Source organism: Aquabacterium sp. (genome assembly GCF_035476535.1).
GTDB lineage: Bacteria > Pseudomonadota > Gammaproteobacteria > Burkholderiales > Burkholderiaceae_C > Pseudaquabacterium.
This window is the reverse complement of sequence record NZ_DATILJ010000258.1, coordinates 1-25,488: the sequence shown is the minus strand read 5'-3', so window position 1 is coordinate 25,488 and position 25,488 is coordinate 1. Positions and strand designations below refer to the sequence as shown.

Sequence of the window (25,488 nt, the reverse complement as noted above, 5' to 3'; positions counted from 1 at the left end):
GGTCGGATGGCAGAATGCAAAAGCCGAATTATCGACGTTGTGCGCGTCGTCACCCTCTGTCGTCGACCCTCTGCTCCGCATGACTTCCCGCCCGTTGATCGTCCGCTTGCGCAACTGGGTGGGCGACGTGATCCTCGGCGTGCCGGCGCTGCAGCTGCTGCAGGACCATGGCTATGCGCCACAGTTGGTGGGCGCGCGCTGGGCCGCTTCATTGCTGAACGGCCAGGGCTGGCCGGTGCATGCCCGGCCGGGCGCCAACAGCCGGCTGCGTGAGCGGGTAGCCCAGCTGCGCCACTTGCGCGCCGAAGCCTGCCGCCTGGACTCCGGCTTCGACCGGCGTGACAACGCGATGGTGCTGCCGACCTCGTTCTCCAGTGCGCTGGAAATGCGGCTGGCCGGCCTGAAAGCGGTCGGCTACGCACAGGAAGCGCGTGGCCTGTTGCTCAAGCGCAGCGAGCCCATCACCTACGGCGGCCATGCGCTGATCAGCTACTGGGAGTTGGCCTGCCGCTTCCTGCGGATCGAGCCACTGCCCCCGCCGCCCAGCATCGCACTGGCCACGCACGCCGCCGACCAGCAGCGCGCCGACGAGGTCCTGGCCGCTCATGGTGTGCGTCAGGATTTTGTCGTCATCTGCCCGTTCGCCGGTGGCCTGTTCGAAGCCCAGCAGAAGACCTGGCCGGCGTTTTCCGAGTTCACGCAGGCGCTGCTGCGCTGCGGGCGGGACGTCGTGTCCTGCCCGGGACCCGGCGAAGAGGCCATCATCACCGAGCAGCATCCGGGCGTGAAGCTGCTGGCCGGCGTGAACCTCGGGGCCTACGGCGGGCTGCTGCGGCGTGCCGCGCTGGTGGTCTCCAACGACACCGGCCCGGCCCACCTGGCCGCCGCGGTGGGCGCGCCGGTGCTCAGCGTGCTGGGGCCGACCAAGCCCGAACAATGGGCGCCCTGGGGTCCGGCCGTCGAGGTCGTGCGGCGCTGGCCGGACTGGCCGGCGGTGGACGAGGTGATGGCTCGTGTCGAAGCCAAGCTCACAAGATGAGCGGCCATCCACCCCGACAACGCGAGCCCATTCGCCACGTCGGCATCGGCCTCGGTCGCATTCGCCATTGGCACGACGGCCTCGGCGAGTTCTCGCGCCAGCTCGGCCTGGCGCTGGCCGCACAAGCCGGCGCGCTGCGCCAGGCCCACGGCCTGGCGCTGCACTTTCACCTGCCGCGCGAGTTCCACGGCATCTTCGGCCCGGACGTCGGCTACCTGGACACCCACACGCTGCAGCGCTGGCTGCACCTGCGCACTTCGCGCTTCGCGCTGTGGCACACGCTGCACCAGCACAACCGGCTGCGCGCGCCGCTGGGCACGCAGCGCCTGGTGGAGACCGTGCACGACCTGAACTTCCTGCACACCAAGGGCGCGACCAAGATCGAGCGCTACCGCGAGCGCACGCGCCGCCGGCTGCAGCGTGCCGATGCCACTGTCGCGATCACGCACTACGTGGCGCGCGACATCGAGACCGAGCTGAGCCCGCTGCCGGCTGCGCCGCGCGTGATCCACAACGGCGCCACCGACCTCAGCGCCGCCGCGCAAACACCGGTGGCAGAGCTGGCGGGGCAGGCCTTCCTGCTGCACGTCAGCCGCATGGCACCGACCAAGAACATCGTCGCGCTGCTGGACCTGGCCGCCGCCTGGCCCGAGCAAGACCTGGTGCTGGCCGGCGCCAGCAGCCCCTACACCAGCGCCGTGAAGCAGATGCTGGCCGAGCGTGACCTCACCAATGTGCAGATGCGGCTGGACATCGACGAAGCCGAAAAGGCCTGGCTGTATGCGCAGTGCCGCGGCTTCGTCTTCCCCTCGCTGGCCGAAGGCTTCGGCCTGCCGCCGATCGAGGCCATGCACTTCGGCAAGCCGGTGTTCCTGTCGCGGCGCACCTCGCTACCCGAGGTCGGCGGCGAAGTCGCGCACTACTTCGTCAGCTTCGAAGGCCCGGCGATGCGCCGCGTGGTCGAGAACGGACTGGCGGCCCATGAAGCACCCGGCAGCGCCGAGGCGGTCAAGGCCCATGCGCAGCAGTTCAGCTGGCAGCGCTGCGCGGAGCAGCACATCGCGCTGTACCTGTCTCTGCTGACCCCGGGCTGAAGAATCCGCGGCCATGCTGGACCTGCCCGAGCTGACGCTGTGCTGCGTCGACACCCGTGAGCCGGCGCTGGCGCTGGCCGCGCTGCAGCGCTGCATGGCCGGGATTCGATTCGCCCGCGTGCTGCTGTTCACCGACACCGCGCTGGTGAGCGAAGCGCCGCCAGGCATCGAGCTGGTGCCGCTGCGCATAGCCTCGGTGGCCGCCTACTCCGAGTTCATGCTGCGCGGCCTGCTGCCCTACCTGCACAGTTCGCACCTGCTGGTCGTGCAATGGGACGGTTATGTGACCAGCCCCGGCGCCTGGGACCCAGCCTTTCTGCACTACGACTACATCGGTGCCCCCTGGCACGACGTGGCGGGTGAGCGCGCGGTCGGCAACGGTGGTTTTTCACTGCGCTCGCTGCGGCTGCTGCAGGCGCTGCAGGATCCGGCGCTGCCGCCCTCGCATCCCGAAGACCTGTGCATCTGCCAGGTACACCGCGACAGGCTGGAACAACAATATGGCCTGCGCTTCGCGCCGCGCGCCATGGCCGCTCACTTTGCGTTCGAGAGGACTGAGCCCAGCGGACCGACCTTCGGCTTCCACGGTCTGTTCAACTTCGATCGCGTGATGCCCTTGCCGGAGTTGCAGCGCCTGCTGGCCACGCTGCCGGACGCGATGCTGCAGGGCCTGGACGGGCACGACCTCTGCGCACGCCTGATCCACCGCGGCCAGCTCGACGCGGCGGCCTTGATCGTCGCGGCTCGCCGCCGGTTGGGCATGTCCGACCGCCGCACCTGGCGGCTGCGTGCACGCCTGGCCTGGGCGCGCTGGCGCGGGTGAACGCGGCGGCGGCCAGGCCACTGCCCGTGAGGCCGCTCCCAACAGGGGCTAGGACAGGCCGGCGGCCTGGGCTTGTGGAACAGTCTCATGCGGCGCGCGCGTGCCCTGCCAGCCGAAGAAGCCGCGCACTTCGTCGCGCCGCGCCTGCACATCGGCGGCGCCCAGCGTCATCAGCTCCTGTGTGTACGAGGCCTCGAACAGCAGGTAACTCGCCAGCGCCGCACCGCGTGCGTCCTGACCCGAGCCGCTGACGCCGACGCCGCGCAACAGCGCCCGCACAGGCGCCGGCAGATGCGCCTGGTGGCGCGCGGCGATGTCATCCAGCCGCTGCGACGGCGCGATCACCAGCGCCTGGATCGGCTGCAGCGGCGTCTGCCGGCGCGCGGATTCGGGCAGCAGCGCCAGCGTGCGGTTGATGCGCTCCATGCGCTCGACATCCAGCATCAGCGCATCGAGAAAGATGCCCGACAGCGCATGGCCGGCAATCTGCGCCAGCGTGGGGTAGCCGGTGTTCTTCACCTGCCGGCCCGGCGGCTCGTGCATGCGGCCCGCGCCGATGATCACCAGCCGCTGCGCGCCGAGGTGGATGGCCGGCGAGATCGGCGCGGTCTGGCGCATGGAACCATCGCCGAACCATTCGCGCTGGCCGCCGCGCTCCAGTTCGGTGGCCGGAAAGACGAACGGAATCGCCGACGAGGCCAGCAGATGCGGCACGGCCAGCTGCGTCGGCACGGCCACGCGCTGCGTGCGCGTCCAGGGCGGCTGCTCGGCGGCCGATTGGTAGAAGGTGACATGCTCGCCACTGCTGTAGCTGGACGCGGTGATCGCCAGCGCCTGCAGGTGGCGTGCGCCCAGCAGCGAAGGCAGGCGGTCGAACTGCACGGCACGGCCCAGCAGCTCGGCCAGCGGTTCGTTGTTCAGCATCGAACGCGGCCGCGCGCGTCGCCAGCGCGCCAGCACCCAGCCGATCGACAGCATCGTCAGCCACTGCGCGCCGCTGCGGATCACACCCAATGAATCGGCGCGGTACACCTGCTCGGCGCGGAACTCGCGCCACACGCGCGACAACACTTCCACTGCGGCGTCGAAGCGGTCGGCCTGGCAGGCCAAGGCCGCGGCATTGATGGCACCGGCCGAGGTGCCGCAGATCACGCCGAAGGGGTTGCGCCGCAGGTCGGTGCCGGATTCCCGGCGCAAGCGCGCGATGGCGGCGAGCACGCCCACCTGGTACGCCGCCCGCGCACCGCCGCCGGTCAGCACCAGTCCCGTGAGCGGGGTTTCGTACATGCGGGCATTCTGTGGTGCCCCGCTACCGGGCGCGCCCCTGGAATTCCCGCAGCGGCGCCGCCAGCCTCAGGCCACCGGCGCAGGCCGGGCGGCGGGGACCTCGCTAGTCGCGATGGTCCTTGTGCTTGTGCTTGTGCTTGTGCTTTTCCTTCGCATGCGGCGGCGGCGCCACATGCTGGTGGTACCAGCGGTCATCGACGAAGTACACCGGCGCGCCACAGGCGCCATAACGCGCGCAGTGCTTGTGCCAGTGCTTGCGATGGCCGGGCGGCACCCACAGGTAGACCGGCTCGGGCCGGGTCACCACCACGCGCGGCTGGGCCACCCACACCGGCTGCGGCACGACCACCACCGGCTGTGGGAAGCGGCCGATGTCGATGCGGCCGTAGACGCCGGGCTGGCTGATGCCGATCGACACGCCGACATCGGTGGCGCCTGCCGACCCGGCTGCGCCGATGAGTGCCAACGATGCCAGTGAAGCGGCAAGGACTTGCTTCATGGACCACTCCTGTTGCTTTGATGCTTTTCCAACGTAGCAGCCCGCGTCGACGTTGTCGAGGCCGGCCCGGATAATCGGTAAAGGCATGAAACCACCCAGCGCCCGTCAGGCTTCGTAGACGATGGCCGCGTGGCCCTCCGAAGCCAGCGTGCGCCAGCGCGCCAGCGCCTCGTCGCAAGGCCAGAAGCGGCCGGCGTCGCCCAGGTCAAGCTCGGCCAGCGCAGTGGGCCGGCGGATCTGCAGCCGAACCGCCAGACCTTGGGTCAGCTCCCCCTGCTCGGTCTGCACCCGCTTGGCCGGCCACAGCTGCACCAGCTCGGCCACCGGCCGCACCTCGCCATCGAGCACGCCGTTGATCGCCACCTGCATGTAGCGGCCGAAGCGCGCACGGGCCGAGGCCAGATCCCACACCGCCGTGATGTTCAGCCGCAGGCCGCCCGAGAAGCGGTCGGGCTGCACCTTGCCCTGCACGATCAGCAGCTCGTCTTCCTTCAGCAGCTCCTTGTTGGCCTCGATCAGCTCGTCGTTGACCACCGCCTCGATGGTCTCGCTCTTGTCGTCGAGCTTGAAGATGCCGACGCGGCCGCGCTGGCCGTTGACGAAGCGCAGGTCGCTGACCATGCCGGCCAGCAGCTGCGGCTCGCGGCTGTCCACCAGGTCGGCGATGCGGCGCTTGCAGAAGCGGCGCACCTCCGGCTCGCTCTGCTCGAACAGGTGGCCCGACAGGTAGAAGCCGATCGCCGATTTCTCCAGCAGCAGCCGCTCGCGGATGCTCCAGGCATCGGCCGGGATCAGCGCGGGCTCCTGGGTCGACGAGCCATGCGCGTCGCCCAGGTCGTCGAACAGCCCGCCCTGAGAGGCATTCACGACCTGCGTATCAGCAAAGTCGAAGCCCAGGCCGACACTGGCGATCAAGCTGGCACGATCGGCATGCAGCGCATCGAAAGCGCCGGCCTTGATCAGCGCCTCCATCACCCGCTTGTTGATGCGCTTGCGATCGACGCGCGCACAGAAATCGAAGAAGCTGCGGAACAGCCCACCCTCGTTGCGCGCCTCGACGATGGCCTCGATCGCGCCCTGCCCCGTGCCCTTGATGGCGCCCAGGCCATAACGCACCAGCTTGCTGGTGACCGGCTCGAAGCGGTAGATGCCGCGATTCACGTCCGGCGGTTCGAACGCGACATTGAACAGCTTGGCATCGTTCAACAACACCTTCAGCTTGTCGGTGTCGTCCATTTCGATGGTCATGTTCGCGGCATAGAACTCGGCCGTGAAATGCACCTTCAGCCAGGCCGTGTGATACGCCAGCAAGGAGTACGCGGCAGCATGGCTCTTGTTGAAGCCGTAGCCCGCGAACTTTTCCATCAGGTCGAAGACTTCGTCCGCGGTCTGCGCGGAGATGTTCTTGTCGGCCGCACCGGTGCGAAAGATCTCGCGGTGCTGGGCCATCTCCTCGGCCTTCTTCTTGCCCATCGCACGGCGCAACAAATCGGCGCCGCCGAGCGAGTAGCCGCCCAGCACCTGCGCGGCCTGCATCACCTGCTCCTGGTAGACCATGATGCCGTAGGTCTCGCTGAGCACGGTGGCCAGCAGCGGATGCGGGTAGACCACCTCCTCCTTGCCGTGTTTGCGCGCGACGAAGCTGGGGATCAGGTCCATCGGGCCCGGCCGGTACAGCGCGTTCAGCGCGATCAGGTCTTCCAGCCGGCTGGGCTTGGCATCGCGCAGCATGCCCTGCATGCCGCGCGATTCGAACTGGAACACGCTCTCGGTCAGGCCTTCGGAGAACAGCTTGTAGACGCGCGGGTCGTCGAGCGGGATCGTCTCGAAGGAAAAGTCCTTGCGCTCCGGGTGGCGCGCGACGATGAAGTCCTTGGCAAGCTCCAGGATCGTCAGCGTGGCCAGGCCCAGGAAGTCGAACTTCACCAGGCCGATCGCCTCGACGTCGTCCTTGTCGTACTGGCTCACCGCCGAGTCGCTGCCGGGCTGCTGGTACAGCGGGCAGAAGTCGGTGATCTTGCCCGGCGCGATCAGCACGCCGCCGGCATGCATGCCGATGTTGCGCACGATGCCTTCGACCCGCGTGGCCAGGCTCAGCAGTTCGGCCACCTCTTCTTCGGCGGCTTCGCGCTGTTCCAGCTCCGGCGCTTCCTTGCGGGCGTAGATGATGCCGGGGTCGGGCTCGGCCGGCACCTTGGCCAGGGTCACCGTCTTGCCGGGCGGCGCCGGGATCAGCTTGGCAATCGAATCGACATGGCCGTAGCCCATGCCCAGCACGCGGCCGACGTCGCGCAGCGCGGCCTTGGCCGCCATCGTGCCGAAGGTGGCGATCTGGCTCACCGCCTCGCGGCCGTATTTGTCCTTGACGTAGTCGATCACCCGGTCGCGGTTGCCCTGGCAGAAGTCGATGTCGAAGTCGGGCATCGAGACGCGCTCGGGGTTCAGGAAGCGCTCGAACAGCAGGTTGTAGTGCAGCGGATCCAGGTCGGTGATCTTCAGCGCATAGGCCACCAATGAGCCTGCACCGGAGCCGCGCCCCGGGCCGACAGGACAGCCGTTCTTCTTGGCCCAGTTGATGAAGTCCGACACGATCAAAAAGTAGCCCGGGAAGCCCATCTTCAGGATCGTGACGATCTCGAACTCCAGGCGCTCGGCATAACGTGCACGTTGTGCGTCCCGCTTCGCCGGGTCGGGGAACAGCACGGCCAGGCGTTCTTCCAGGCCTTCGATGCTGGCCTGGCGGAAGTAGTCGTCCATCGGCATCGGCCTGCCGTCGGCCAGCAGCGGCGTCGGGAAGTCGGGCAGGTAGTTCTTGCCCATCGCCAGCGTCAGGTTGCAGCGCCGTGCGATCTGCACCGTGTTGGCAACCGCCGATGGCACATCGGCAAACAGCGCCTCCAGCTGGGCCTGCGACTTGAAGTACTGCTCGCGCGAAAAGCGCTTGATGCGCTTGGGGTTGGCCAGCGTCTCGCCCTCGGCGATGCACACGCGCGCCTCATGCGCGTCGAAGTCTTCGGACACGACGAACTGCACCGGATGCGTGGCCACCACCGGCAGGCCGAGCTCGGAGGCCAGCGGCACGGCGCTGCGCACATGCGCTTCATGCGTCGGCAGCCCGGCGCGCTGCAACTCGATGTAGAAGCGCTGCGGGAACAGCGCCGCAAGCCGTTGCGCCGCGGCCGTGGCCCGCGCCGCATCGCCGGCCAGCAGCGCCATGCCAACAGCGCCCTGGTCCGCGCCGGACAAGGCGATCAGCCCGCCGCCCAGCTCGGACAACCATTCCCATTTGACCCAGGCCTGCGCACGCTGCGCATTGCGCACCCAGCTGCGCGCCAGCATCTCGCTCAGGTTCAGGTAACCCTGGCGGTCCTGCACCAGCAGCAGCAGCCGGCTGGGCTGCTTGTCGCCGCCGCCCATCGCCGGATCGGGCTCGACATACACATCGGCGCCGATGATCGGCTTGACGCCCTTGCCGCGGCAGGCCTTGTAGAACTTCACCGCGCCGAACAGGTTCGACAAGTCGGTGATCGCCAGCGCCACCTGGCCATCCGCGCGCGCGGCGGCGGCAGCATCGTCGATGCGCAAAGTGCCGTCGACAACAGAGTATTCAGAGTGAGTGCGCAGGTGAACGAAGGCCATACCGGCATTGTAGGGAGGGGTCGGCGTGGGCTTTGCGCCGTGCTGATAGGCTGCGGCGAAGCTCGCATCCCGGTCACTGCCCACCATGCCACCGATTACTCTTGCCCTGCTCGCCGCGCTGTGCCTGGCCGCAGCACCGCTCAGCTACGCCGCCAAGGCCAGGGCCCCGGCCAGGCCCGCTTCGGCTCCCGCGCCGCCCACCACCGCCGAAGTGCTGCAGGCCAGCAGCGCGGGAGACTGGCGCGCGCTGGACGCCAGCCACACGCTGCTGATGGAACTGGCCAGCGGGCCGGTGCTGATCGAGCTGGCACCGCGCTTTGCACCCCGGCACGTGGCCAACATCCTCACGCTGACCCGTGAACGCTATTTCGACGGCCTGGCCGTGCTGCGGGTGCAGGACAACTACGTCGCGCAGTGGGGCGACCCGGATGCCGAGGCCGCGGAGAAGGCCCGCCCGCTGGGCAAGGCCGAACGCAAGCTGCCGGCCGAGTTCGACGTGCCGCTGCGCGGCCTGCCGCTGACGCCCTTGGCTGATGCCGATGGCTGGGCGCCGGTCACCGGCTGGGTCGATGGCTTCCCGGTGGCCGCCGATCCGCGCCGTCAGCGCGCCTGGCTTGCGCACTGCTATGGCATGGTCGGCGCGGGCCGCGACAACCCGGCCGACAGCAGCAACGGCACCGAGCTGTATGCGGTGATCGGCCATTCGCCGCGTGGCCTGGACCGCAACATCACCGTGGTCGGCCGCGTACTCAGCGGTATCGACAAGCTCTCGGCGCTGCCCCGCGGCGGCAACAACATGGGCTTCTACGACCAGCCCGAACAGCGCCATGCGATCCGCAGCGTGCGGGTGCTCGACGAATTGCCGCCGGAGCAGCGGCCGGCACTGGAAGTGCTGCGCACCGACACCGCCACCTGGCGCGCCTTGCTGGAAGCACGCCGCAACCGGCGCGAGCCGTGGTTCGTACACCGCAGCGGCCACATCGGCCTGTGCAATGCCACGGTGCCGACGCGGCCGGCGTCCAAGCCGACGTCCTGAGTCCCGCCCTCGGCCGCCCGGCGCCGCGCCCAGTCAGTGTCGCGCCGCGTTGATCCCTCGCCACCCCGTTGATCCCGCGCATCCCTCGCAAGTGGGAGGCCGTCGGGAGGCCGTCGCGCCACGTCCTCGAAGCTGAGGACGCGTGCCGGCCGCGGCTCTGACAGCATCTGCTCGCGATCAACGAAGAGGGGGAACACCATGCAGTGGACGATGCGTTCAGCTTGCCATCGCGCCCTTCGGGCGCTCACGATTTCATCGGCGCTGCTCGGCGCGCTGGCCGGCTGCGGCGGCTCCGGCGCCAGCGACGAGCCGGACGCTGCAGGCCACGGCCAGCCCGCGGCCGTCTCCGAGGCCGCGCCCGCGGGCCTGGCCGATCTGAAACGCCGGCGCCTGGGCGTTGCGGTCACCCCCGCAGATGCCAGCCCCGCGCTGGCCACGGCCGAGGCCTTCTTCAACTACGCCGAGCAACTGTTGCCACAGTACTTTCCAGGCCCCGCGGCCACGCTGAAGGAAGGGCCCTGGTACTACCGCTCGTACTTCGCGACCGGCGTGATGATCGGCGTCAATGCCGGCGCCGTCTATGTGCTCGGCGGCCCCTTCGGCGCGGTGCCGGCCCGGGTCGGCATGGTCTCCGACTTCATGCCCGCCAACACGGCACCCGTGGCGCAAGCCGGGCCCGCCCAGCATGTGGTGGCCGGCACGAGGGTCATGCTCGATGGCAGCGCCAGTTCGGACGCGAACGGCGACCTGCTGGCCTACACATGGACCTTGTCGGCGCGGCCCGCCGGCAGCCTGGCGCTGCTGTCCGGCGCCAGCACCGTGCAGCCGAGCTTTCTGGCCGACAGGCCGGGGCAGTACGTCGCAACGCTGGTCGTCAGCGACGGCCAGACCAGCAGCTACGCCGCCACGGTGACCATCACCGCCTCAGGGGTCAACTCGGCGCCGGTGGCCAACGCCGGGACGGCGCAGCAGGTCGGCACCGGCGCCACGGTGACATTGAACGGCACGGCCAGCAGCGACGCCGACCTCGACCCGCTGTTCTACAGCTGGACCTTCACCAGCAGACCGGCCGGCAGCCTGGCCGTGCTGATCGATCCGAACTCGTCGCGGCCCAGCTTCTTCGCCGACGTGTCCGGCAACTACGTCGTCGCGCTGATCGTCAACGACGGCAAGGTCAACAGCGCAGCCAGCCGCGTGACGATCACCGCGGCCACAGCCAATGCCGCGCCGGTGGCGAATGCCGGCGCGGCGCAGACGGTGGGGACCGGATCGACGGTGACTTTGGACGGTAGCGCCAGTTTCGACGCCAACGGGGATGCTTTGAGCTATGCATGGACGCTGGCCTCGCGGCCGGCAGGCAGTGCCGCTTCGCTGCGCAGCGCGACGAGCGCGCGGCCGAGCTTCGTGGCCGATCAGCCGGGCAGCTACGTGGCGCAGCTGACGGTGCGCGACGGCAAGTCCAACAGCGCTCCGGCGACAGTGACGATCACTGCCACGACCTCCGGTGCCTCGGGCCTGTCGGCGCTGTATGGCCGCATGACGCTGAGCTACCACTTCACCGGCAGCACGATCACCTATGTCGAATCGACCAGCTTCTCGGCGAGCGACATCGTGGACGGCTATCTGGTGGACTTCACCGACTCGGGGGAGGCCATGTCCTGCACCGCGACCCCGACCTTGAACTACGCGTACCTGTGCGTGATCGTGTTCGGCAACAACAGCACCGACATCTTCCAGTTCAACCTCAGCAACGGCACGCTCGGCGGCACCTACGAGTACTGCCCGGCCACATCGACAGTCGCCGACTGCGGCGCCGACATGGTGTACAGCCCCGACGGCACGGTGAGCGGCACGCTGGTGAAGACCGGCCAGGCGCCCGGCTTGCCGCAGGCCGGCGGGCAGATCGGTGAGTCGGCCCCCGCAACAGCCGTCGACACGGCCGGCAAGGCTGCCATCAAGGCCACCCAGCCGACGCTGACCGGCAGCCGCAGCAGCCTGACCGACCTGGTGGGCCGCCAGCTCGACAGGCTGGTCAAGGCGGCGGCCAGCCGCCCGGCGCCGGCCGAACGCGAGCAACGCTGAGCTGCGGCCACGGCGGCCGGTCCCGCACCCTTTGGGCGCGTGGGCCGGCTGCCGGGCTCGCCATTTCCTAGAATCCCGGCCGTGAGCACCGGCCCTCTCCTCAACATCTCCACCTACCGCTTCGTGCCGCTGCAGGACCTGCCTGTGCTGCGCGAGCGCCTGTTCGAGGCGGCCCGCGCGCGCGCGCTCCTCGGCACCGTGCTGCTGGCCGAAGAAGGCATCAACCTCGTGCTGGCCGGCAGCGCCGAAGGCATCCGCGGCTGGCTGGCCCTGCTGCGCGCCGATGCCCGCTTCGAGGGCCTTCCCGCCAAGGAAAGCTGGAGCGAGGCACAGCCCTTCAAGCGCCTGAAGGTCAAGATCAAGCCGGAGATCATCCGCATGAACATGCCGGCGGTGCAACCCGCCGCCGGCCGTGCGCCCGCGGTGGCGCCCACCACGCTGGCCCGCTGGCTGAGCCAGGGCCATGACGACCAAGGCCGGCCGCTGCTGATGCTGGACACACGCAATGGTTTCGAGGTCGACGAAGGCGCTTTCGACAACGCGATCGACTGGCGCCTGCACAAGTTCAGCGACTTCCCCGCAGCGCTCGCGGCGCACCGCGACGCGCTGGCCTCGCACACCGTCGTCAGCTACTGCACCGGCGGCATCCGCTGCGAGAAAGCCGCGCTGGTGATGCAGGCGTTGGGCCTGCCGCACAGCTACCAGCTCGAAGGCGGCATCCTGAAATACTTCGAAGACACCCAGGGCCGGGCGCCCGGCTGGCATGGCCGCTGTTTCGTGTTCGACGAGCGCATCGCGCTGGACACCGAGCTGAGCAGCTGAGCATGGGCACCACGCTGTTGCGCATCTTCGGCGTGCTGTTGATGCTGACGGCACTGGCGCTGCCGCTGATGCGTGCACCGGACCGCGCGGTGTCCACGCTGGTGCAGCGCTGGGCGCCACCGCCCTCGGACTTCCTGGACCTCCAGGGCCAGTTGGTGCATTACCGCGACGAGGGCCCGCGCAGCGACAGCACGCCGATCGTGCTGATCCACGGCACCGGCGCCAGCCTGCACACCTGGGAGGGTTGGGCGCGTGCGCTGCGCGGCCAGCGCCGCGTGATCAGCTTCGACCTGCCGGCCTTCGGCCTGACCGGACCCTTCACCGGCGCCTACGCCGGCCAGCCCTACCGGGGCGACAACTACGCCCGCTTCGTGCTCGACCTGCTGGACACGCTGAAGGTGCAGCGCTTCGTGGTCGGCGGCAATTCGCTCGGCGGTGAAGTGGCCTGGCATGTCGCCGCGATGGCGCCGCAGCGTGTCGACAAGCTGGTGCTGGTGGATGCGGCGGGCTATGCGGTCGAGCCGCTGTCGGTGCCGGTGGCCTGGCGCATCGCGCAGGTACCGGGGCTGAACCGGCTCGGTGAGCACCTGCTGCCGCGACCGCTGGTGGTGGCCAGCGTGCGCGAGGTGTATGGCGACCCCGCGCGCGTGACCGAGGCCCTGGTCGACCGCTACTTCGATCTGAGCTTGCGCGAAGGCAACCGCCGCGCGCTGGTCGATCGGCTGCAGCAGATGCGCCCGGGCGCCGACGCCGCACGCATCGCCACGCTGAAGCTGCCGACGCTGATTCTCTGGGGCGGCCGCGACCGCTTGATCCCGCTCGCGGCCGCCGAGCGCTTCAAGGCCGACATCGCCGGCAGCCAGCTGATAACTTTCGAAAGCCTCGGCCACGTGCCGCAGGAAGAAGACCCGCAGCAGACGGTGAAGCCGGTGAAGACCTTCCTCGGCCTGGCCCAGTAGCGGGCGCCTACTGCAAGCCGTCTCGCAAGGCCACCAAGACCTCGGAGCGGAACTCGCGCTGGTACAAGACCCACAGCACGGCCAGCGTGGCGATCATGAAGGCCCAGGCCGAGAAGAACCAGGCCACCACCGCGAACGCCAGGTAGTAGCCGCGCAGGCCATCATTGAAGGTCTCGGCAGCCAGGCCCATCACGCGGCCGGCACGGTCGGCAAAGGCCTGGCGCGACGATTCTTCGATGCGGGCGGCCTCCGGCATCGCGCCGACCAGGATCGCGCAGAAGGTGTACTGCCGCAGGCTCCAGGTGAAGCGGAAGAAGCTGTAGACGAAGATGGCCGTCAGCAGCACCAGCTTCAGGTCGAACACCAGCACACTGGTGCGCGCGGCCAGCGGCAGGTCACGCAGCAGTTCGGCGGTTTTCTCGGTGGTGCCCAGCACGGCCAGCAGGCCGCCGATGACCAGGATGCTGGTCGAGGCGAAGAACTGCGGGCTGGCCGAGAGGTTCTGCACGATGGCCGAATCGACGATGCGGTTCTCGCGCCGCGTGGCCTGCAGCATCCAGTGCCAGCGCCAGCGATTGGTGGTGGCCAGCACCGAAGGCTGCACGTCGGCACGCTGCTTGGCCAGGCGGGCATAGGTCACCCAGCCACCGAAGAACAGGGCCATCGCCAGCCAATCGGGCCAGGGCAGAAAGGTCAACAGCTTGAACAGCACGTCCATGGGCCGCACTGTAGCGGCCCGCGTGCGGCGCTCACTGGGGAAGCTTCGGGCCCGGCGATTCAGGGCGCCAGGTCGAACACCAGCACCTCGGCCTCGCGGCCCTGGCGCAAGGTCAGCACCGTTTCGCCGCGCAGCGCGGCGGCGTCGCCGGTGCCGAGCGTCTGGCCGTTGACATCGATCGCCCCCCGGGCCACGAAAACATAGGCCAGGCGCTGCGGGTCCAGCGCCAGTTCGGCCGCTTCATCGCCATCGAACAGGCCGGCGCGGATCGCCGCATCGGCATGGATCGTCACCGAACCCTCGCGCCCATCGCGCGAGGCCACCAGGCACAGCCGGCCGCGCTTGTCGGCCTCGCTGAAAGCCTTCTGCTCGTAGCCGGGCGGGATGCCGGCGGTGTGCGGCAGCAGCCAGATCTGCAGGAAATGCGTGGTGGCGTCCTGCGCATGGTTGAACTCGCTGTGGCGCACGCCGGTGCCCGCGCTCATGCGCTGCACTTCGCCAGGCACGATGGCCGCCCCATTGCCGATGTTGTCGCGGTGGGCCAGCGCGCCTTCGAGCACATAGCTGACGATTTCCATGTCGCGATGGCCATGGGTGCCGAAACCGGTGCCCGGCGCGATGCGGTCTTCGTTGATCACGCGCAGGTTGCCAAAGCCCATGTGCGCGGGGTCGTGGTAGTCGGCGAACGAGAAGCTGTGATAGCTGTTGAGCCAGCCGTGGTCGGCATGGCCGCGGTCTTGCGAACGGCGCAGCGAGATCATGGTGCGGTATCTCCAGGTGATGGACTGATGGTGGCACCAGCACCGCGGCCGGGCAGCCCACAGCGCTTGAACTGCGCGTTCAAATAAGATGAAGCCCTGCGCATGCGCGCGCTTTTCTGAGTGCCCCAAGGCCGGCCAGGGCCGGCCGTCCCCCAAGGGGAGCAAGGAAAGTTGCAAAGCCACATTTCCTTGAGGGCCGATGTCCACACCCCGCCGCAACGCCCTGACCCCCGAAGCCCTGCAGATGATGGACACCATCGCCCGCAGCGGCAGTTTTGCCGCGGCGGCGCGCGAACTGGGCCGCGTGCCCTCGGCGCTGACCTACAGCGTGCGCCAGCTCGAGGACGCGCTGGATGTGCTGCTGTTCGACCGCCGCTCGCGCCAGGCCCAGCTCACCGCCGCCGGCCAGGAGCTGCTGGAAGAAGGCCGCCGCCTGCTGGCCGAGATGGATGCGGTGGCCAACCGCGTCAAGCGCGTCTCCACCGGCTGGGAATCGACGCTGACGATCGCCGTCGACGGCGTGATCTCGCGGCTGACGATGTTCGAGCTGATCGAGAGCTTCTACGCGCTGCATGTGGACGGCCCGCAGGCCGCGGGCACGCGGCTGCGGCTGCGCACCGAGGTGATGGCCGGGCTGTGGGAAGCGCTGCTCACCGGCCAGGCCGACCTGGCGATCGGCGTGTCGATGAACGCGCCGCCGCAGGTCGGCATCGAGGTCCAGCCGCTGGGCGAGATCGACTTCCTGTTTGTCGTGGCACCGCACCACCCGCTGGCCGCCTGGCAGGAGCCGATCAGCGACGAGGTGATGCTGTCGCACCGCGCCGTGGCGGTGGCCGATTCCGCGCAGCGCCTGTCGCCGATGACGGTGAACCTGCTGCCGGGCCAGGACGTGCTGACCGTCGCCTCGATGCAGGCCAAGATCGAGGCCCAGCTGCGCTGCCTGGCCTGCGGCTTCGTGCCCGAACCGCTGGTGCGCGAGCACCTGCGTGCCGGCCGGCTGGTGACCAAGGCGGTGGCCCGCCGCACGTCACCGGTGCGCTTCGGCTACGCCTGGCGCAGCGCCGCGGCGCCGCAGCCGCGGCGGGCACCGCAGGGCCTGGCGCTGCAATGGTTCCTGGAGCAGCTGAAGAGCCCGGCCACGCGCCGCGCGCTGCTCGAACGCCACATCGGCCTGCCGGCCGTCGACTGATGAGCAGCAGCAGCGGCACCTACGTCGGCCGCTTTGCGCCTTCGCCCACCGGCGCGCTGCACGTCGGATCGCTGGTGGCGGCACTGGCCAGCTGGCTGGATGCGCGGGCCCACGACGGGCGCTGGCTGGTGCGCATCGAGGACGTGGATACACCGCGCTGCCTGGCCGGCGCGGACCAGGTGATCCTCGGCCAGCTGGCCATCTGCGGCCTGTTGCCCGACGAGGAGCCGATCTACCAATCCCGCCGCGGCAGCGCCTACCAGGCCGCGCTGTACACGCTGCAGACCCTGGGCCTGACCTACCCCTGCGGCTGCACGCGGCGCGAGATCGAAGAGGCGCTGATCGCCGCCGGCATCCTGCATGAACGCTTCGAAGAGCGCGTCTACCCCGGCACCTGCCGCGCCGGGCTGTTCGGCAAATCGGCCCGTGCGACACGCGTGCTGACACTGTGCGGCGGCACCGAAGCGGTGGTGAGCTGGCAGGACCGCCGGCTCGGCGCGCAGCACCAGAACGTGGCCCGCGAGGTGGGCGACTTCGTACTGCACCGCGCCGATGGCCTGTGGGCCTACCAGCTGGCCGTGGTGGTGGACGACGCCGCACAAGGCATCACCGACATCGTGCGCGGCGAAGACCTGGCCGACAACACCGCGCGCCAGATCCACCTGCAGCATCTGCTGGGCCTGCCGACGCCAAGCTACTTGCACTGCCCCTTGGTCTTGGGCGCCGACGGCCACAAGCTCAGCAAGCAGAACGGCGCAGTGGCCTTCGACGCCAGCCAGCCGCTGGCCGCGCTGCAGTTCGCTGCCACCACGCTGGCGCTGCCGGTGATCGAGGCCACCAGCGTCGGCGAATGGCTCAACGCCGCGGTGCAGGCCTGGGCCGCGCGCTGGGTGGCATGATGCGCACCCTGGCCCCTTGACTCACCCTTTTCGCCCCCGCGCGAGCTTCATCATGATCACCACCGACTCCGGACTCCAGTACGACGACACCACGCCGGGCACCGGCAACGAGGCCGTGGCCGGCGTGCCGGTCAGCGTGCACTACACCGGCTGGCTGCACGACCCGACGCAGGCCGACGGCCGCGGCAAGAAGTTCGACTCCAGCAAGGACCGCGGCGACCCCTTCCGCTTCAACCTCGGCGCCGGCATGGTGATCCGCGGCTGGGACGAAGGCGTGCAAGGCATGAAAGTGGGCGGCACGCGCGTGCTGCTGATCCCGGCCGAGCTGGGCTACGGCGCCCGCGGCGCCGGCGGCGTGATTCCGCCGAACGCCACGCTGGTCTTCGAGGTCGACCTGCTGCAGGCCTGATCAACGCGCCAGGTGCTGCGCCGCCTGCTGCTGGTACCAGCCCAGGCAGGCTGCATTGGCCATCGCGTCGCGGTTGACCACCTTGTCCAGCGGCTGGCCGAGAAAGAGCTTCTTGATCGGCACTTCCTGCTTCTTGCCCGACAGCGTGCGCGGGATCTCCGGCGCCTGCTGGATGGCGTCGGGCACGAAGCGCGGTGACAGCGCGCTCTTGATCGCCCCCTGGATGCGCGCGCTCAGCGCGGCGTCCAGCACCAGGCCTTCGCGCAGCACGACGAACAGCGCCATCCAGCTGTCGCGCCCCAGGCACTCGAGGTCGATGACCAGCGAGTCCAGCACCTCGGGCAGCGCTTCCACCGCGGCATAGATCTCGCTGGTGCCCATGCGCAGGCCATGGCGGTTGATCGTGGCGTCGCTGCGGCCGTAGATCACGCAGCTGCCGTCCTGGCCGATCGACAGCCAGTCGCCATGGCGCCAGACGCCGGGGTAGACATCGAAGTAGCTGGACAGGTAACGCGCATGCTGTGCGTCCCCCCAGAAGCCCAGCGGCATCGACGGCAGCGGCTGGGTGATCACCAGTTCGCCGACCTCGTCGATCACCGGCTGGCCGGCCTCGTTCCAGGCTTCGACCGCGCAGCCCAGCCAGCGGCACTGCAGGCGCCCGGGCTGCTGCGAAAGGTCACGGTGGCCGCCGATCACCGCGGCACAGAAATCGGTGCCGCCGGAGATGTTGTTCCACCAGATCTCGGGCCGGCCGGCCTGGGCGAGCTGCGCGCTGCCCCAGCGCTGCACCTCTTCCGACAAGGGTGACCCGGTGGCCCCCAACGCACGCAGCCCGGACAGATCGCCGCTGCCGGCCAGTTGCAGGCCGGCCTTCATGCAGCCGGCGTAAAAGGCCGCACCGGCGCCGAACACGGTGATGCGATGGCGGACGGCAAAGCGCCACAACACGCCCCAGTCGGGTGACTCTTTCGTACCGCTGGGGCTGCCGTCGTACAGGCAGATCGTCGTGCCGCCGAGCAGGCCGGCCACCTGCCCGTTCCACATCACCCAGCCGGTGGAGCTGTACCAGTGGAATCGTTCGCCGAGGTTGTTGCTGCTGTAGCTGGCGCCCATGTCATGGTGCAGGCCGTGGGCTGCCTGCACCAGCATCACGCCGCCATGGCTGTGCAGGATGGGCTTGGGCAGGCCGGTGGTGCCGCTGGAGTAGACGATCCACAGCGGGTGGTCGAAGGGCAGCCACTCGGGCGTGAAGCCGCGGGTGGCGGCGTCGTCGCGCGCCACCGCGTCGTCGAACGACAGCTCGGCCTCGATGGTCGATGCCGCGAACGGCGTGCGCAGCAGCACCAGCTGCTGCACGCTGGGCAGCGCGGTGCGCAGGGCCTGCACCGCTGCGCTGCGGTCCTGGGCGCGGCCGGCGTAGTGCACGCCATCGGCGGCGATCAAGACGCGCGGCGTTATCTGCTTGAAGCGGTCGGCCACCGCGGGGTGGCCCATGTCCGGTGCACACACGCTCCAGATCGCGCCGATGCTGCAGCAGGCCAGGAAGGCCACCACCGTCTGCGGGATGTTCGGCAGGTAGGCCGCGATGCGGTCGCCACGCTGCACACCGAGCCCGCGCAGCGTCAGCGCGAACGAGGCCACCTGGCGCTGCAACTCCGGCCAGGACAGCTGCTGCAGCTCGCCCAGCTCGTTCTCGCTGATGATCGCCGGCACGCCGGCCGCATCGGCCTGCGCGACATGGCGCAGCACGCGCTGCGCGTAGTTCAGCTGTGCGCCCGGAAACCAGCGTGCACCGGGCATGCGGGCATCGGCCAGCACCGCGCTGTGCGGCGTCGGCGACTGCAGGTCTTGCTGGTCCCAGATGCTTTGCCAGAAGGCCGGCAGCTCGGTGACCGACCAGCGCCACAGCGCGTGGTAATCGTCGAACACCAGGCCTCGCTCGCTGCGTAGCCAGTCCTGGTAGAGGCTGATCTGCGAGACCGGAGGAGCAGGATGCACCGACATGCCAACGAGGTTACGCGAACGATCCCCGCGCTGCGCCCGGGTTTGCACGCGGGACGCGGGGCCCCGTAGAATCGCGGCCCGGTCGGCAGTTCACCCAGGCGTTGCCGCGCGACACCCGTCGCGAGCTAAACCTGCCCTCGCAGCCATGGTCACCATGCCTTCGCGAGCCACCCCCCTCCGCTGCGCGTCACCCTCGTGTGCGTCTGGCTGGAAGCCGGCAACCACCAGCGCCCGGCAACGGGATGCGATGCACACGTGGAGGACTGGCCATGAGCCGTTTGCCGCTGTCTTTTGTCGTGCCCGACGCGTCGCTGTTTGCGCGCGCGCTGGGTCAATCCCTGCAGTCCCGCCATGCCACCGGCATCGCGCCGCCCGGGCACGTGGAGTTGCTGAACCTGATCGCGCGGGCCCTGGGCCACCGCAATCTGCAGAGCCTGCAGGTCGCGCGGCCGCCCACGCTGCCGGAGTCCCCGCTGGCCGCCGAGGACAGGCCACCGCCGCTGCCCTTGTCGGACAACGCCCGCAAAGCGCTGATGCAGTTCGATTCACGCGGCCGCCTGCTGCGCTGGCCGAACAAGTTCAGCGTGCAGAAGCTGGCGATGTGGGTGCTGTGGTCGCGCTTCGATGGCCGGCGCCTCTACACCGAGCGCGAGGTCAACGAGGTGCTGAAATCGGCCAACGTGTTCGGTGACCATGTCACGCTTCGGCGCGAACTGATCAACCACCACCTGATGGCGCGCAAGAGCGATTGCTCGGAATACCGCAAGCTGCCGGCGCGGCCGGACGACGAGACGCGTGCGCTGCTCACCGCCTGGCGCGCCTTGCGACGCACGCCGGCGGCACGCGCCGTCACAGCGCCAGGTGTCACAGCGCCAGGAAGTGGCGCCGGTAGTGATCGAGCTCGTCAATAGACTCGTGGATGTCGGCCAGCGCGGTGTGCGCCTGGGCTTTCTTGAAGCCTTCCAGCGCGCTGGGCTTCCAGCGCTTGGCCAGCTCCTTCAGCGTGCTGACATCCAGGTTGCGGTAGTGGAAGAACGCTTCCAGCGTGGGCATGTAGTTCGCGAGGAAGCGGCGGTCCTGGCAGATGGAGTTGCCGCACATCGGGCTCTTGCCGGCCGGCACGTACTGCTTCAGCCAGGCGATCACCTGGGCCTCGGCCGACGCTTCGTCGACGGTCGAGGCCTTCACGCGATCGACCAGCCCGCTGCGGCCATGCGTGCCCTTGTTCCAGGCGTCCATCGCGTCCAGGGTGGCGTCGCTCTGGTGCACGGCGAACACCGGACCCTCGACGCGCAGCATCAACTGCGGGTCGGTGACCACCACGGCAATCTCGATGATGCGGTCGGTGGCGGGGTACAGGCCGGTCATTTCGAGGTCGATCCAGATCAGGTTCTGGTCGCTCGCCGCCAAGGTGGGGATGGGGGTTTGCTCGGTGAGGCTCATCGCCGCATTCTCGCAGGCATACACTTTCGCCCCATGTCGTCGTACCTGCTCACCCTTTTGTTCGCCGCCGCGCTGGTGGCCTCGCTGGCCGTCAAGCTGTGGCTGGCCTCGCGGCAGATGCGCCACGTGGCGTCGCACCGCCATGCCGTGCCAGCGGCCTTTGCCGGCAGCGTCTCGCTCGCCGCGCACCAGCGCGCGGCCGACTACACGCTGGCCAAGGGCCGCTTCGGCATCCTCAGCATGGCCTTCAGCAGTTGCGTGCTGCTGGGCTGGACGCTGCTGGGCGGCCTGGATCAGCTGAACCTGCTGCTGTTGCAGAGCGTGCAGGCACGCTATGGCGACATGGCCTACCAGCTCGCCCTGCTCGCTTCGTTCTCACTGATCGGCGCGCTGCTCGACCTGCCCTTCGAGTTGTGGAGCACCTTCCGCATCGAGCAGCAGTTCGGCTTCAACCGCATGACGGCCAAGCTGTACCTGATCGATTTGCTCAAGGGCTTGCTGGTCGGCGCGGTGATCGGCCTGCCGCTGGCCGCCTTGATCCTGTGGATCATGCAGGCCACCGGCGCCTGGTGGTGGTTGTGGGCCTGGGGCGCCTGGGCGGTCTTCAACCTGGCCGTCATGGTGCTGTACCCGACGGTGATTGCACCGCTGTTCAACAAGTTCGAACCGCTGGCCGATGCCTCGCTGGCCGAACGTGTACAGGGCCTGATGAAGCGCTGCGGCTTCACCGCCAAGGGCTTGTTCGTGATGGACGGCAGCCGGCGCTCGGCCCATGGCAATGCCTACTTCACCGGCGTGGGCGCGGCCAAGCGCGTGGTGTTCTTCGACACGCTGCTGGCCAAGCTGGCCCCCGGCGAAGTGGAGGCCGTGCTGGCGCATGAACTCGGCCACTTCAAGCACAAGCATGTGACCCAGCGCATCGTGATGATGCAGCTGATGAGCCTGGCGGCCCTGGCGCTGCTGGGCTGGCTGGCCGGTCAGGGCAGCTTCTACATGGGGCTGGGCGTGCAGCCCAACATCGGCACGCCCAACAACGCGCTGGCGCTGCTGCTGTTCCTGATGGTGGTGCCGGTGTTCGGCTTCTTCGCCTCGCCGCTGATGGCGCGGCTGTCGCGCAAGCATGAGTTCCAGGCCGATGCCTATGCCTGCGCGCAGGCCGATGGCAAGCAGCTGGCCAGTGCGCTGATCAAGCTGCACGAAGACAATGCCTCGACGCTGACGCCAGACCCCTTGTACGTGCGCTTCTACTACTCCCATCCGCCGGCCAGCGAACGGCTGGCGGCCCTGTCTCTGCAGCCCCGATGAGCCCTGCCATGCCTGCTGAACTTGCCCAACGCCATTGCCAAGCGCTGGAGGGCCACCCGGCCATGACGGCCGATGAGATCACGACCCACCTGGCGCGGGTATCGGGCTGGCAACTGGTGAGCGGGGCGCTCGAGAAGCGCTTCGACTTCCCGGATTTCCATCACACCGTCGGCTTTGTCAACGCCCTGGCCTGGATCGCCAATGCCGAGGACCATCACCCGGACCTGGCGCTGAGTTATGGCCACTGCAGCGTGCGCTTCAACACGCATTCGGTGGGCGGCATCTCGATCAACGATTTCATCTGCGCGGCCAAGGTCGACGCCTTGCTGCCGAAGCGCAGCGCATGACGGAAGCTGCCGGCAACGGCCTGGTGGTCGGCGCGCACGGCCGGCACTTCATGGTCGAAGCGGACGATGGCCAGCGCATCCGCTGCCATCCGCGGGGCAAGAAGAGCGACTGCGTGGTCGGCGACCGCGTGCATTGGCAACTCACCGGCGACGAAGGGGTGATCGAGCGCATTGCCGAGCGGCGCAACCTGCTGTTCCGCCAGGACGAGTGGCGCAGCAAGTCTTTCGCGGCCAATCTCGACCAGCTGCTGATCCTCGTCGCCGCCGAACCGATGTATGCCGAGACGCAGTTGGCGCGCGCGCTGATCGCCGCCGACCAGGCCGGCATCCCGGCAATCATCGTGCTCAACAAGATCGATCTGCCGCAGGCCGAGGCCGCGCGCCAGCGCCTGGCACCCTATCGTGCAATGGGCGTGGCCGTGCACGAGCTGTCTTTGAAGGCACGGGGTGCCGAAGCCACCGCGCTGTTGACGCCGCTCCTCGGTGGCCGTGCCACATTGGTGTTAGGGCCCAGCGGCATGGGCAAGAGCACGATGATCAACCTGCTGGTGCCGGCCGCTGCCGCGCAGGTGGGCGAGATTTCATTGGCCCTGAACGCCGGCCGCCACACCACCACCACCACCACCTGGTACTGGCTGGACGAACAGCGCCGCAGTGCGCTGATCGACTCCCCCGGTTTTCAGGAATTCGGCCTGCGACAGGTGAGCGCCGCCGACCTGCCGCAGTGGATGCCCGACTTGCGCCTGCATGCCGACCACTGCCGCTTCTACAACTGCACCCACCTGCACGAGCCGGGCTGCGGCGTGCGCGACGCGCTGGAGCGCGGCGACATCAATGCCTCGCGCTACCGCATCTACCAGGAACTGCATGCCGAGTTGTCGGCGACGCGGTGGTGAACCTCAGCCGATGAGGTTGGCCAGCGTCAGCAAGGCAACCAGCAGCATCCACAACACCACCGATCGCCAGACCAGGCCGACGACGCTGCGCAGGTGACCCATCTGCGGCGGCAGCCCGGCGGTGGAGCCCTCGGCGCCCGGCGTGTCGGTCGGGCCGGCTTCGAAGGTGCGTGAACGGTCCGGCGTGACACCCGGCGCCGCATCGCCGCCCAGCTGCACGCCCACCGCACCCGCAGCGGCCGCCAGGATCACGCCTTCATTGGCATGCCGCCACAGCGCCGCGTCGCGACGCCAGCTGTTGATCGACTCTTCGAAGTTGCCGACCACCGCGAAGCCGAAGGCCGTCAGCCGCGCCGGGATGTGGTCGATCAGCGAGAACATCAGCTGCGAGACGCGCATCAGGCGCTCGTTGGCCGGCGCGCCCAGCGCCTTGCTGGGAAAGGTCCAGTAGCGGCTGGCGAATTCGGCCATGCGGTACAGCACGGCCCCGAGCGGCCCGAGGCCCAGCGACGACAGCAGCACAAACCAGAAAAACACGCCGAAGACATGGCGGTGTGCGGCCAGCAGCGCGTGTTCGATGACATGGCGCATCAGCTCCGTGCGCGGCAGTTCGCTGGCGTCGAGGTGCCGCCACTCGGCCAGCAGGCGGCGCGCTTCGAATTCGTCGCCACGGTCCAGTGCATCGCGGATGTCGGTGAAGTAGTGGCTGAACTGGCGAAAGCCCAGCGTGAGGTACAGCACCACCACATCGAACAGCACCGCCAGCAGCGCGCTGTAGCGCCAGATCCCGAAGTACAGGCCGGCGATCACCAGCCCGGGCGTCAGCACCGACACGCACCACACCACCCAGGCATGGTGTTCGCGGCCGGCGTCGAAGTTACGGCCGGTCCAGCCGACCCAGGACACCAGCGCGTGATGCACCCAGTTGTCGCGCGGCAGCGGTTTCAGCTGCTCGATCACCAGGGCAAACAGGACGGCGAAGAAACTCATCGCCGCGCATCATACCCAGGGCACCCGCGGTGGGCGGGCCGCGTCATGCCGCAAGGAAGCGGTAGAAGTTGCGCAGCATCGCCGCGGTGGCACCCCAGATGAAATAGTCGCGCTGCTGGCCGTCGGCGCCGAGGCCGGTCCAGGGCATCGACAGAAACTGGCGCGACTGGCCGTCGTACTCGAAGAGGTGGCGACGGTGGTGTGCCGGCGTCATCAGGAACTGCAGCGGCACTTCAAAGGCTTCGGCGACCTCGAAGCTGTCCAGCGCCAGGCTGAAGCCGGGGCGTACCAACGCGACCACCGGCGTCACGACATAACTCGTGACCGTGGTGTAGTGCGGCAGCGCGCCGATGACATCGACATGCTCGCGCGCCAGGCCCACCTCTTCTTCGGTTTCACGCAGGGCCGTGGCCACCGCATCGGCATCGTGATCTTCGGCGCGACCACCGGGAAAACTGATCTGTCCGGCATGGTCACGCAGGTGATCGGTTCGGCGCGTCAGCAGCACCTGCAGGCCCGTATCGCGCATCACCAGCGGCACCAGCACCGAGGCATGGGACAACTCACGCTCGAAGAAGGCCTTGCCGTCGCCCTGCGTCTCCGGGGTCCAGGAAGGCGGCGCTTCGAAGCGCCGGCGCAGCGCAGCCGGTGTCAGCGCGTTGTGCTGCACCGCTGGCAGATGGTCATCGATGCCGATGACGGGAATGCTCAGCGGGTTGGTGATGCGGGGCGGGACGGTCGGCGTGGACATGGCTCAGGATAGCGTGTGCAGAAAATCGCAGACGCAAAAAAGGCCGCACGGTGGCGGCCCTTGTGAACTGCGCCGAAGCGCAGATCAGGTGGTCAGGCGAGCTTTTGCGGCATGCGCCGCGTTCGCTCTTCGTCGCGCTGCGCACAACGAGCGCCTCACGGCGCCGGCCTGACCTGCGGTCAGGCGAGCTTCTCCTTGATGCGCGCCGACTTGCCGGAGCGCTCACGCAGGTAGTACAGCTTGGCGCGGCGCACATCGCCGCGGCGCTTCACGTCGATCGACGCGATCAGCGGGCTGTACAGCTGGAAGGTGCGCTCGACGCCTTCACCGCTGGAGATCTTGCGCACGATGAAGCTGGAATTCAGCCCCCGGTTGCGCTTGGCGATCACCACGCCTTCGTAGGCCTGCACGCGCTTGCGGGTGCCTTCCACGACGTTGACATTGACGATCACGGTGTCGCCAGGGGCGAAGGCCGGGATGGTCTTGTTCAGGCGAG

24 protein-coding genes are annotated in these 25,488 nt (G+C 68.8%); 14 read left to right on the top strand and 10 right to left on the bottom strand.

The window, feature by feature from the left end; translation table 11 throughout:
• Positions 1 to 79: 79 nt before the first annotated feature.
• The 3 genes from VLK61_RS26075 to VLK61_RS26065 are packed head-to-tail and all read left to right on the top strand — an operon-like array spanning position 80 to position 2,956.
• Positions 80 to 1,039: a glycosyltransferase family 9 protein gene (locus VLK61_RS26075; protein ID WP_325425501.1), complete on the top strand. Its 960-nt coding sequence runs from the start codon at positions 80 to 82 to the stop codon at positions 1,037 to 1,039.
• The gene (locus VLK61_RS26070) at positions 1,036 to 2,133 is read left to right on the top strand and encodes a glycosyltransferase family 4 protein (RefSeq protein ID WP_325425498.1); all 1,098 of its coding nucleotides are present in this window, start codon (positions 1,036 to 1,038) and stop codon (positions 2,131 to 2,133) included. Before VLK61_RS26075 ends, VLK61_RS26070 begins: the two co-directional genes overlap by 4 nt.
• Positions 2,134 to 2,146: 13 nt before the next feature.
• Positions 2,147 to 2,956 carry a DUF5672 family protein gene (locus VLK61_RS26065; protein WP_325425496.1) on the top strand — a complete coding sequence of 270 codons (810 nt, stop codon included), beginning with the start codon at positions 2,147 to 2,149 and terminating at the stop codon, positions 2,954 to 2,956.
• A gap of 48 nt (positions 2,957 to 3,004) precedes the next feature.
• Here VLK61_RS26065 and VLK61_RS26060 read toward each other — a convergent pair whose 3' ends face one another.
• The 3 genes from VLK61_RS26060 to dnaE form a co-directional block, all read right to left on the bottom strand.
• Entirely contained in the window at positions 3,005 to 4,243 is a 1,239-nt protein-coding gene (locus tag VLK61_RS26060; protein ID WP_325425494.1) for a patatin-like phospholipase family protein, read from the bottom strand.
• 103 nt (positions 4,244 to 4,346) lie between these two features.
• On the bottom strand, positions 4,347 to 4,742 hold the full coding sequence (locus tag VLK61_RS26055; protein ID WP_325425492.1) for a hypothetical protein: 396 nt from the start codon (positions 4,740 to 4,742) through the stop codon (positions 4,347 to 4,349).
• Between the two features lie 105 nt (positions 4,743 to 4,847).
• Positions 4,848 to 8,381 (bottom strand): DNA polymerase III subunit alpha, encoded by a 3,534-nt coding sequence (dnaE, locus tag VLK61_RS26050; RefSeq protein WP_325425490.1) that lies wholly within the window; start codon positions 8,379 to 8,381, stop codon positions 4,848 to 4,850.
• A gap of 85 nt (positions 8,382 to 8,466) precedes the next feature.
• On the opposite strand from dnaE, the gene VLK61_RS26045 reads away from it, so the two are divergent.
• The 4 genes from VLK61_RS26045 (at position 8,467) to VLK61_RS26030 (ending at position 13,280) form a co-directional block, all read left to right on the top strand.
• On the top strand, positions 8,467 to 9,417 hold the full coding sequence (locus VLK61_RS26045) for a peptidylprolyl isomerase (RefSeq protein ID WP_325425488.1): 951 nt from the start codon (positions 8,467 to 8,469) through the stop codon (positions 9,415 to 9,417).
• Positions 9,418 to 9,615: 198 nt separating this feature from the next.
• Positions 9,616 to 11,499 carry a PKD domain-containing protein gene (locus VLK61_RS26040; RefSeq protein WP_325425486.1) on the top strand — a complete coding sequence of 628 codons (1,884 nt, stop codon included), beginning with the start codon at positions 9,616 to 9,618 and terminating at the stop codon, positions 11,497 to 11,499.
• 72 nt (positions 11,500 to 11,571) lie between these two features.
• Positions 11,572 to 12,321, top strand: a complete 750-nt coding sequence (locus tag VLK61_RS26035) for a sulfurtransferase (RefSeq protein WP_325425535.1) — start codon at positions 11,572 to 11,574, stop codon at positions 12,319 to 12,321.
• A 2-nt stretch (positions 12,322 to 12,323) separates the two neighbouring features.
• On the top strand, positions 12,324 to 13,280 hold the full coding sequence (locus tag VLK61_RS26030; RefSeq protein WP_325425484.1) for an alpha/beta fold hydrolase: 957 nt from the start codon (positions 12,324 to 12,326) through the stop codon (positions 13,278 to 13,280).
• 7 nt (positions 13,281 to 13,287) lie between these two features.
• Here VLK61_RS26030 and VLK61_RS26025 read toward each other — a convergent pair whose 3' ends face one another.
• Positions 13,288 to 13,998, bottom strand: coding sequence for a DUF599 domain-containing protein (locus VLK61_RS26025; protein WP_325425482.1), 711 nt, complete (start codon positions 13,996 to 13,998; stop codon positions 13,288 to 13,290).
• Positions 13,999 to 14,057: 59 nt separating this feature from the next.
• Positions 14,058 to 14,759, bottom strand: coding sequence for a pirin family protein (locus tag VLK61_RS26020; protein ID WP_325425481.1), 702 nt, complete (start codon positions 14,757 to 14,759; stop codon positions 14,058 to 14,060).
• Positions 14,760 to 14,958: 199 nt separating this feature from the next.
• Between VLK61_RS26020 and VLK61_RS26015 the strand changes: the two genes are divergently transcribed.
• From VLK61_RS26015 to VLK61_RS26005, 3 genes are read left to right on the top strand one after another with little or no spacing between them, the layout of a single operon-like run.
• Positions 14,959 to 15,948 (top strand): LysR family transcriptional regulator, encoded by a 990-nt coding sequence (locus tag VLK61_RS26015; RefSeq protein WP_325425479.1) that lies wholly within the window; start codon positions 14,959 to 14,961, stop codon positions 15,946 to 15,948.
• Positions 15,948 to 16,847 carry a tRNA glutamyl-Q(34) synthetase GluQRS gene (gene gluQRS, locus VLK61_RS26010; protein ID WP_325425477.1) on the top strand — a complete coding sequence of 300 codons (900 nt, stop codon included), beginning with the start codon at positions 15,948 to 15,950 and terminating at the stop codon, positions 16,845 to 16,847. The genes VLK61_RS26015 and gluQRS overlap by 1 nt, the downstream gene beginning before the upstream one ends.
• 52 nt (positions 16,848 to 16,899) lie before the next feature.
• Positions 16,900 to 17,256: an FKBP-type peptidyl-prolyl cis-trans isomerase gene (locus VLK61_RS26005; RefSeq protein WP_325425475.1), complete on the top strand. Its 357-nt coding sequence runs from the start codon at positions 16,900 to 16,902 to the stop codon at positions 17,254 to 17,256.
• On the opposite strand, the gene VLK61_RS26000 is transcribed toward VLK61_RS26005, so the two are convergent.
• A complete protein-coding gene (locus VLK61_RS26000; protein WP_325425473.1) occupies positions 17,257 to 19,260 on the bottom strand; it encodes an acetoacetate--CoA ligase in 2,004 nt (667 codons plus the stop codon).
• 269 nt (positions 19,261 to 19,529) lie between these two features.
• Here VLK61_RS26000 and VLK61_RS25995 point away from each other — a divergent pair, with 269 nt between their 5' ends.
• Positions 19,530 to 20,171: a DUF2087 domain-containing protein gene (locus tag VLK61_RS25995; RefSeq protein ID WP_325425471.1), complete on the top strand. Its 642-nt coding sequence runs from the start codon at positions 19,530 to 19,532 to the stop codon at positions 20,169 to 20,171.
• Here the strand turns inward: VLK61_RS25995 and orn are convergent.
• Positions 20,125 to 20,703, bottom strand: a complete 579-nt coding sequence (gene orn / locus VLK61_RS25990) for an oligoribonuclease (protein ID WP_325425469.1) — start codon at positions 20,701 to 20,703, stop codon at positions 20,125 to 20,127. The two genes, VLK61_RS25995 and orn, sit on opposite strands and share 47 nt — an antisense overlap.
• A gap of 33 nt (positions 20,704 to 20,736) precedes the next feature.
• Between orn and VLK61_RS25985 the strand changes: the two genes are divergently transcribed.
• From VLK61_RS25985 to rsgA, 3 genes are read left to right on the top strand one after another with little or no spacing between them, the layout of a single operon-like run.
• Complete coding sequence (locus VLK61_RS25985) at positions 20,737 to 22,008, top strand: M48 family metallopeptidase (RefSeq protein WP_325425467.1); 1,272 nt, start codon at positions 20,737 to 20,739, stop codon at positions 22,006 to 22,008.
• Positions 22,009 to 22,016: 8 nt separating this feature from the next.
• Entirely contained in the window at positions 22,017 to 22,355 is a 339-nt protein-coding gene (locus tag VLK61_RS25980; protein WP_325425465.1) for a 4a-hydroxytetrahydrobiopterin dehydratase, read from the top strand.
• Positions 22,352 to 23,251, top strand: coding sequence for a ribosome small subunit-dependent GTPase A (rsgA, locus tag VLK61_RS25975; protein WP_325425463.1), 900 nt, complete (start codon positions 22,352 to 22,354; stop codon positions 23,249 to 23,251). Before VLK61_RS25980 ends, rsgA begins: the two co-directional genes overlap by 4 nt.
• 3 nt (positions 23,252 to 23,254) lie before the next feature.
• Here rsgA and VLK61_RS25970 read toward each other — a convergent pair whose 3' ends face one another.
• The 3 genes from VLK61_RS25970 to rplS all read right to left on the bottom strand — a co-directional run.
• Positions 23,255 to 24,241: a CobD/CbiB family protein gene (locus VLK61_RS25970; protein ID WP_325425461.1), complete on the bottom strand. Its 987-nt coding sequence runs from the start codon at positions 24,239 to 24,241 to the stop codon at positions 23,255 to 23,257.
• A gap of 43 nt (positions 24,242 to 24,284) precedes the next feature.
• Positions 24,285 to 24,992 (bottom strand): CoA pyrophosphatase, encoded by a 708-nt coding sequence (locus VLK61_RS25965; RefSeq protein WP_325425459.1) that lies wholly within the window; start codon positions 24,990 to 24,992, stop codon positions 24,285 to 24,287.
• Between the two features lie 179 nt (positions 24,993 to 25,171).
• The coding region (gene rplS, locus VLK61_RS25960; RefSeq protein ID WP_325425457.1) for a 50S ribosomal protein L19 at positions 25,172 to 25,488 on the bottom strand (317 nt) is incomplete at its 5' end.